The following is an 8,299-nucleotide window of genomic DNA, read 5'->3' as shown; positions in this document are numbered from 1 at the left end:
GCTCACCCGGTCCCGGTCCAGATGCAGCCCGACCGCGTGCGCGGCGCCCGGCACCAGCCGCAGCACCGTGCGGGGCTTGCCGCCCGTCGAGGCCCGGCGGCCCGCCTCCGCCGCGAAACCGTCCGCCCGCAGCCGCGCGGTGATCTTGCTGACGGCCTGCGGGGTGAGCCCGGTGCGCCCGGCGAGTTCGATACGGCTGATGCCGGCCTCCCCCGCCGTGCGCAGCAGTTCGAGCACGAGCGCCGCGTTATGGCTGCGCAGCGCGGGCAGATTGGCGCCGGACCCGGCGGTGTCGCTCCTGTTCACGCCCCCATTGTGCGGCACGCTTGCACTTTGGCAACAGCGTTGCTTAAGTGGGACGCATGGATCGTACGACTGCAGACCCGCTCCGCGTCGGACTCGTCGGCTACGGCCTCGCGGGTTCCGTCTTCCACGCACCGCTGATCTCGGCCACCGACGGCCTGGTTCTCGACACGATCGTCACCTCGAACGAGGAGCGCAGGGAGCAGGCGCGCGCCGAGTTCCCCGGCGTCCGGTTCGCCGACGCCCCGGATGACCTCTGGTCGCACACGTCTCACACGTCGTACGCGGACGAGCTGGACCTGGTCGTGATCGCGTCCCCGAACCGGACCCATGTGCCGCTCGCGACCGCAGCGCTCACGGCCGGGCTGCCGGTCGTCGTGGACAAGCCGCTCGCGGGCACGGCCGCCGAGGCCCGCGAGCTGGCCGCGCTCGCCGCCGGGCGCGGGCTGCTGCTCTCCGTCTTCCAGAACCGCCGCTGGGACAACGACTTCCTGACTCTGCGGAAGCTCATCGCCGACGGCCGGCTGGGCGACGTCCAGCGCTTCGAGTCCCGCTTCGAGCGGTGGCGCCCGCAGCTCAAGGGCGGCTGGCGGGAGTCCGGCGACCCGTCGGAGATCGGCGGGCTCCTCTACGACCTGGGCAGCCACATCGTCGACCAGGCGCTGGTGCTCTTCGGCCCGGCGGTCCGGGTGTACGCGGAGTCGGACGTCCGCCGGCCCGGCGCACGCGCCGACGACGACACCTTCATCGCGATCACCCATGCCAACGGCGTCCGTTCCCATCTGTACGCCTCCGCCACCACCGCCCAACTGGGCCCGCGCTTCCGGGTGCTCGGCTCGGCTGCCGGCTATGTGAAGCACGGGCTGGACCCCCAGGAGGCGGCCCTGCGCGCGGGCGCGCGCCCCGGGACCACGGCGCACTGGGGCGAGGAGCCCGAGTCGCTGTGGGGCCGCGTCGGTGCGGGCGAGTCGCCGCTGACGGGCGGCGGTTCACCCGTACCGACCCTGCCCGGCGACTACCCGGCGTACTACGCGGGTATCGCGAAGGCCCTGCGCGAGGGCGGGCGGCCGCCCGTCACGGCCGAGCAGGCGGCGGCGACGCTGGAGGTCATCGAGGCCGCACGGACGTCCGCGCGCGACGGCGTCACGGTGGAGCTGTGAGCACCGCTGGGCCCGCACGGCCCGTACCGGCCGCACAGCCCGTACCGGCCGATCCCCCCGCCCCGGCCGCGCGGCCCGCGCTGCCCGGGGTCGCGGAGCTGGAGGAGCAGGAACGCCGCCTGGTGCTGCGGCAGTTCGGCCCGGACGACGCCTGGGAGCTGGGCACCCTGCTGACCCGGCTCGCCCGGGGGCGCGGCGCTCCGGTGGCGATCGACATCAGGCGCGGCGCACAGCAGCTGTTCCACTGCGCACTGCCGGGGGCGAGCGCCGACAACGACGCCTGGATCGAGCGCAAACGCCGGGTCGTGGAGCGGTACGGGGCGAGTTCGCTGCTGGTCGGCGCGCGGTTCCGCGCCAAGGGGACGACGTTCGACGACGCGTCCCGGCTGGATCCGGACCGGTATGCGGCGCACGGCGGTTCGTTCCCGCTGTCGGTCGCGGGCACCGGTGTCGTCGGGGCCGTCACGGTCTCGGGCCTGCCACAGGCCGAGGACCACGCCCTGGTCGTGGAGGCACTGACTCGCTTCCTCGCGACGGCGGGCTGACGGGGAGCCGTGAGGGGCAGGCAGGGAGCCGGTCAGCGTCCGTACGCCCGCAGGAAGACCTGCACCCCGACCGCCGTGATCCGGTCGGCCTCCCCCGGGGGCAGCGGGCTGATGCCCCAGTACGACCGGTTCACGATGTCGGTCGACGTCAGCGCCATGAAGTGCGCGGCTGCCTGGGCCGGATCATCGCGTACGTCGATCAGCTCCGCCGCGTCCAGCGCGGCCATCACGACGGCGAACTGCCGCCCCACCGCACGCGGCCCCGCCTCCTGCCAGGCGTCCAGGACCTCCGCCGGTACATGCCCGGCCTCCGCGTAGATGTGGCGCACCAGCGAGAAGTGGTTGCGAAACTCCGCCATCAGGCCGACCCAGGCGCGGGCGAGCGCGAGCAGATCACGCTCCAGATACGCCGCCTGCGGCAGCCGGTGCACGTCCAGATATCTGTCCAGCAGGGCCAGTTGAGCGTCCCGCATCTGCCCGGAGCTCCACTGCACCACCGTACGGAAGAGCTCTTCCTTCCCGCCGGGGAAGTGGTTGTAGAGCGTACGGGTGGAGGCCCCGGCCTCGGCGGCGATCGTGTCGATGCTCGCGCGCGTGTAACCGTCCCGCCCGAACACCTCGCAGGCGGCGTGCGAGAGCGACGCCGCCTTGCTCGTCCTGGTCCGGCGAGGGGCTGCCGCCGCCTTCCCTTCGGCACCCGTGCTGGTCATCGGCGCTCCTTCGTCATGAGGACCACGATATCGACGGAGGCTCCCGCGCCCGAGACCGAGACCGAGACCGAGACCAGGACCAGGACCAGGAGACCGAGACCAAGACAAGGAGCCGGGGAACAGGGCCAGGAGCCCGGAACCGGGACCGGGACCGGGACCGGGACCGGGACCGGGACCACAGCACAGCCCCGGCCGAGGGCCACAGGGAGCAGCCACTGCGGGCCGGTGGACAGCCACCGGCCCGCAGACAGACCTGCCCGGCCCCGACATGCGGCGGGAACGGCCCGAGCCCGAGCCCGCCCCGCCGCCACGGGCCACGCGCTACAGGCCACGGGCCACGCGCTAAGCGTCCTTGAGCGGCTGCCGCTGCCGTCCCAGCCCTTCGATCTCCAGCTCCACGACGTCACCGGCCCGCAGATACGGCTTCGGCTCGGGCTGCCCCATCGCCACCCCGGCGGGCGTACCGGTGTTGATGACATCGCCCGGGTACAGCGTCATGAACTGGCTCAGATACCTGACCACCTCACCCACCGGGAAGATCTGGTCGGCGGTCGTACCGTCCTGCTTCAGCTCACCGTTCACCCACAGCTTCAGCGGGAGCGCCTGCGGGTCGGCCACCTCGTCGGCGGTCACCAGCCAGGGGCCGAGGGGATTGAACGTCTCGCAGTTCTTGCCCTTGTCCCACTGGCCGCCGCGCTCGATCTGGAAGGCACGCTCCGAGACGTCGTGTGCGACCGCGTACCCGGCGACGTGGCCGAGTGCCTCGTCCGCCGAGCCGAGGTAGCGGGCCGTACGCCCGATGACGACGGCCAGCTCGACCTCCCAGTCGGTCTTCTCGCTGTTACGCGGTACGAGGACGGTGTCGTCGGGGCCGACGACGGTGTCCGGGGCCTTCATGAAGACGATCGGCTCGGCGGGGATGTCCGCGCCCGTCTCAGTGGCGTGGTCGTGGTAGTTCAGACCGATACAGACGACCTTGCCGATCCGGCCGACCGGCGGCCCGATACGCGGTGTCTCGCCCTCGATGGCGGGCAGCACCCGGGCAGCGGCGGCGGCCCGTATCCGGTCGAGGGCCGCCCCGTCGGCGAGCAGCTCTCCGTCGATGTCCGTGATCAGCGCGGAGAGGTCACGGAGGGTTCCGTCGGCGTCGAGCAGTGCGGGGCGCTCGGCCCCGGCCGTTCCGACACGCAGCAGCTTCATGGTCAGTCTCCCAACGATTGGACCGGTCCGGCCGATGGGGTGCGGCCACATCGGGGGATTGGCTGATCCTCCAAGTTCGAGGTCCAGGCCGCAAGACCCCGTTCACAAGCTGGACCACCACGCCCCTACATCGGGGCGGCGACGGCGGCCGCCGCGGGCACCGTGTCCCGGTAGAGGATCGCGCGCTCGACGGCGGTCCAGGTGGTGGTGGTGACGACGTACAGCGCGGCGGCGAGCGGCACATAGGACACCGTGAGAAGCGTCGCGAACGACATCAGCGGCATCACCTTGGACATCGCGCCCATCGCACCGGCCCCGGGCCCGTCGGCGGCGGGGGCCGGCGCGGCGGCCATCATCCGCTTGGTGCGGCCGTAGTTGAACGTGGCGACAGCGGCGACGATCACGAAGAGCACCAGATAGACGGCGCCCTGCTCACCCAGGAGCCCGCCGTGCCCGATCGCGTCCTTCAGCCGGCCGCCGAGGGGGCTGCCCATGAGGGTGTGCCCGAGCAGGGAATTGGCCGAGCCGCCGATGTTCGCGCTGGAGAAGAGGTGGTACGTCACGAAGAACGCGGGCATCTGCAGCAAGCTCGGCAGGCAGCCGCTGAGCGGGGAGATCTTCTCCTCGGCGTGCAGCTCCATGATGGCCTTCTGCATCTTCTGCGGGTCCTTGGCGTGCTTCTTGCGCAGCTCGGCCACGCGCGGTGCGAGCTTGGTGCGGGCCTTCTGGCCGCGGGCCGCCGCCCGCGAGAGGGGGTGCACGGCGAGCCGTACGCAGACGGTGAAGAGGACGATCGCGGCGGCCGTCGCCGAACCGTGGAAGAGCGGCTGGAGCAGGTCGGCGATATGCGTGACCAGGCTGGCGAACGCAGCGAAGAAGGAAGAGAACACGGGAAAACCCTCCGGGGGGTCTCGTCGCAGGCCGGACAGGAAGACATGTCGGCGTGACGGACCGCGGCGGGAACCGGTGCGCAGCTGGGGTGCGGAGGGTGCCTAGGCGGCCGTCGGGACGGGACGACCGGGTGCTCGGGGCCTGGGCCTGCCCGAGGCGTCGGGGTCGCGCTGCGGCAGGAAGGCCGTACGCCGCTCACGGTCGCGGATGGCCGTACGGATCCGGGTGCGCGGCACGGCGGGCGCGGTGCGCGAGGTGAGGAGCGCACAGGCGGCAAGCGCGGAGCCGACCGCGGCGGTGGCGGCGAGCGCGACGGCCGAGGAGAGCATGCCGCCGTCGACGAGCAGCGCTTCGGCGAGGAGGAAGAAGAGCAGCGCCACGGCGGGGCGGGACAGACGCATCGGCCGAGCGGCCATGCCTTCCACCCCTTCCGGTGTCTGTGGTGCACGGACAGCGAGTGCTCCGTGTCGAGAACCGCGTACTCCGGCGTACTCCGTGCCGAAAAACGTACCTCAAGCCGTTATACACGACTCGATTCGATCGGCTCCAGCAGCCTGCGGGGCGCCAGGAGCGCACGGCCGACCGGATTGCCCGGCTCCGGATCGAGCCCGTCGCCGGGGCGCATCTCCACGTCCCGGGCCGCACGGCACAGGCGAGAACCCGCCGGCGAAGACACCTGACGCGAGGCGGGAACGACAGGCAGGAACGGCAGGCGGGAACGACAGGCGGGAACGTCAGGCGGGAACGGCGAGAGCGTCAGGCGGGAACACCGGCGTCACCCCCCGCGCCGCCACCGGCACCACCACCAAGGCCGCCATCAAGGCCACCGCCGCCACCCCCCGCGCCCCCGATCGGATCGCGGGCGAGCACCTCACCATCCGGCCGTGGGTCGCGCTCGCGCGGCCCCGCGTACGTCACGGCAAGGGCGACCACGAGATTGGCGCCGAGCGCGACGATCCCCGCGCTCATCCCCCACACCGGATCGTGGTCGCTGAACACCAAGGCGCAGACCAGCCCCACCCCGACGACCAGACCGCTGCCCGCGCCGAGCAGCGTCAGCCGCCGCCACACCAGACCGAGCAGCAGCATCGGCAGGAGCTGCGCCATCCCCTCGTACGAGATGAGCGACAGCCGTACCAGCGTGTTGGGCGCGGTGTACGTCAGGAGCAGCGCCAGCGTGCCCGCGACGACGACCACGCCCTGCGACGCACCCTTCTGCCGCTCGCGCCAGCGCGGTACGAGCGAGAGCACACTGCGCCCCCACATCGTGCCGATGACCAGCATGAAGATGGCCATCGGAACGATCGAGGAGAGCGCGGCGGCGACCCCGATGACGCCCACGGCCCAGGCCGGCAGCGAGTCCACCACCAGTTTGAAGAGCGCCAGGTTGGAGTCGGCGCCGGTCAGGTGCGGCACCACGAACAGGGCCGCCAGGCCGAGGAACATCGGGACGAAGAGCAGGATGTTGTACGCGGGCAGCCAGACCGCGTTCTTGCGGAGCACGTCGGCGCTGCGCGCCCCGAGGTATCCGGCGACGGTGGTCGGGAAGATCACCACGGTGAGGGAGTTGAGCAGCGAGGTCGTCACGTACCAGGACTGCCCGAGGCCGCTGCCGCCCGGCCCGCCGCCGCCGTGGCCGGGGAAGGTCAGCCAGTCGCCCTTCTCGGCGACGACACGGTGCAGGAAGTCCCCGTACCCGTCGAAGTAGTGCAGCGGTACGTAGAGCGCGAGGAAGGCGAGCGTGCCGATGACGAGGGCGTCCTTGAGGACGGAGACCCAGGCGCTCCCCCGGAGCCCGCTGATCACGACGAACCCGGTGGTGACGGCGAAGGCCACGAAATAGGCCCAGTTGAGGCTGATCGCCCCGTACGAGATGGTCGAGACGACGACGCCCATGCCGGTGATCTGGAGCTGGATGTACGGCAGCAGGAAGACGGTCGCGAGGACGGCGACGGCCGCGCCGAGCCAGGGCCTGCCGTACCGGTGCGCGATCATGTCCGTGATCGAGACGAGGCCGTGCCGTCGGGCGTACGCCCAGAGCGTCGGCCCGACCACGTAACCGAGGGCGTAGCCGCAGGACATGTACGCGACCACATAGAGCACCGGGGCCCCGTAGTTGTAGCCCCAGCCGGCCGCGCCGAGATAGCTGAAGCTGGTGTAGCCCTCGCCGGCCATCAGCACCCAGATGAAGACCGGGCCGAGACTGCGCCCGCCGACGGACCACTCAGCGAGCCCGCCGGTCCGGCCGCCGCGTACGGCGACGAGCCCGAGGACGACGGTCGCGACCATGAAGACCGCGAAGATCGAGGTGGCGACGGCGGCGTTCACGGGCGCTCACCCCGTCGGTCGGCCAGGCCCGCCCGGTCGGCCCGGTCGGCACGTCGGTCGGCCCGGTGGGTGAGCCAGACGGCGAGCGGCGTGAGGAGCGTCGCCGCGATCATGCAGAGGAAGAGGAAGGGCAGTCCGAGCAGAACGGGCCGCACGCGATTGACGAACGGCACCGCCCCCAGGAACAGGACAAAGGGCACAAGCAGCCACAACAACTGAGGACGACGTCTGAGCACGTCAGTGACCTTAGGCGGTGCCGGGGGCGGACCGGGAGGGGCCATGACGGTCTCCGCGTGGTCAACGGGGCCGCATGGAACGCAAGGTGGCCCAGACGGCGAGCCGGTACCGGGAGGTGTACTCGGGGGTGCAGGTGGTCAGCGTCAGGTAATAGCCGGGTGTCCGATAGCCGTACTGCGGCTTGACGGTGCTGCGCGGCACGGGGGCGATCACCCCGCTGTCACGTGCGGAGGTCTGCGGGAGACCCTTGTCGACGACGTACGTGTAGACGGCGTCGGCGGTCTCGACCGTGACGGTGTCGCCGTGGCGCAGCCGGTTGATGTAACGGAAGGGCTCGCCATGGGTGTTGCGGTGCCCGGCGAGCGCGAAGTTCCCCGCCTGACCGGGCCCGGCGGTCTGTACGTAATGCCCCACATATCCCTTGTTGAGTACGTTCTGTTTGCTGACCCCCTGGGCGATCGGCGCGGTGATCCCGATGCGCGGGATGCGGATCACCGCGTACGCCTTGTCCCAGACGGGCCCGCGCGCGGCCGCCCGGCCGGTCTGGCCGGTCCCGGACGCCGGCCGCGACCGGGAGCCCGCACCGGCCCCGGCGCTCTTGTCGGGGCCGGGCGAGGGAGTGGCGGGGGTCACAGCCCCGTCGCCCGCCCCGCTTCCGTGTTCCGCGCCGCTGCCCCACTGCCGTTCCAGCGCCTGCACTTGGTGTGCGGCGCCCTGCCGGGCCTCGCGGTTGGTCCACCACAGCTGCTGCACGACGAACAGCAGGACGATCAGCCCCAGCGTCACGGTCACTTCGGCGCCGGTCCACAGCCCGCGCGCGAGGACGGTACGGCGCCGGGAGGCCCCCCGCTGCACCACTACCGGAATCGCGTCCCGCGTCGGCTGCTGCACGGGCGGCACCATAAGCGCTGGATCCCGAAGTCTC

10 protein-coding genes are annotated in these 8,299 nt (G+C 71.8%); 2 read left to right on the top strand and 8 right to left on the bottom strand.

The genetic code is table 11. The features are described from left to right. Positions 1-306: winged helix-turn-helix transcriptional regulator (locus G3I19_RS08490; RefSeq protein WP_164261447.1), on the bottom strand; the 306-nt coding region annotated here is incomplete at its 3' end. Between the two features lie 56 nt (positions 307-362). Here G3I19_RS08490 and G3I19_RS08485 point away from each other — a divergent pair. Together G3I19_RS08485 and G3I19_RS08480 are read left to right on the top strand one after the other, a co-directional pair. Next, positions 363-1,463, top strand: a complete 1,101-nt coding sequence (locus G3I19_RS08485; RefSeq protein ID WP_164261444.1) for a Gfo/Idh/MocA family oxidoreductase — start codon at positions 363-365, stop codon at positions 1,461-1,463. Between the two features lie 80 nt (positions 1,464-1,543). Next, entirely contained in the window at positions 1,544-2,008 is a 465-nt protein-coding gene (locus G3I19_RS08480; RefSeq protein WP_164261466.1) for a heme-degrading domain-containing protein, read from the top strand. Between the two features lie 32 nt (positions 2,009-2,040). Here G3I19_RS08480 and G3I19_RS08475 read toward each other — a convergent pair whose 3' ends face one another. The 7 genes from G3I19_RS08475 to G3I19_RS08445 form a co-directional block, all read right to left on the bottom strand. Next, positions 2,041-2,718 (bottom strand): TetR/AcrR family transcriptional regulator, encoded by a 678-nt coding sequence (locus tag G3I19_RS08475; RefSeq protein ID WP_164261442.1) that lies wholly within the window; start codon positions 2,716-2,718, stop codon positions 2,041-2,043. A gap of 342 nt (positions 2,719-3,060) precedes the next feature. Continuing rightward, positions 3,061-3,918 (bottom strand): fumarylacetoacetate hydrolase family protein, encoded by an 858-nt coding sequence (locus G3I19_RS08470; protein ID WP_164261439.1) that lies wholly within the window; start codon positions 3,916-3,918, stop codon positions 3,061-3,063. 125 nt (positions 3,919-4,043) lie between these two features. Next, positions 4,044-4,808: a YidC/Oxa1 family membrane protein insertase gene (locus tag G3I19_RS08465; RefSeq protein WP_343235028.1), complete on the bottom strand. Its 765-nt coding sequence runs from the start codon at positions 4,806-4,808 to the stop codon at positions 4,044-4,046. Positions 4,809-4,910: 102 nt separating this feature from the next. Continuing rightward, a complete protein-coding gene (locus G3I19_RS08460; protein ID WP_164261436.1) occupies positions 4,911-5,225 on the bottom strand; it encodes a DUF6412 domain-containing protein in 315 nt (104 codons plus the stop codon). A gap of 340 nt (positions 5,226-5,565) precedes the next feature. Beyond that, positions 5,566-7,137 (bottom strand): sodium:solute symporter family protein, encoded by a 1,572-nt coding sequence (locus G3I19_RS08455; protein WP_164261433.1) that lies wholly within the window; start codon positions 7,135-7,137, stop codon positions 5,566-5,568. Then, a complete protein-coding gene (locus tag G3I19_RS08450; protein WP_343235027.1) occupies positions 7,134-7,373 on the bottom strand; it encodes a DUF3311 domain-containing protein in 240 nt (79 codons plus the stop codon). Before G3I19_RS08450 ends, G3I19_RS08455 begins: the two co-directional genes overlap by 4 nt. Positions 7,374-7,434: 61 nt before the next feature. Next, entirely contained in the window at positions 7,435-8,265 is an 831-nt protein-coding gene (locus G3I19_RS08445) for a class E sortase (protein WP_343235026.1), read from the bottom strand. Between the last annotated feature and the right edge of the window lie 34 nt (positions 8,266-8,299).

It is taken from the genome of Streptomyces sp. SID10853, from assembly GCF_010548145.1.
GTDB lineage: Bacteria > Actinomycetota > Actinomycetes > Streptomycetales > Streptomycetaceae > Streptomyces.
The sequence above is the reverse complement of the archived record's forward strand: the minus strand, read 5'-3'. Positions and strand labels throughout refer to the sequence as shown.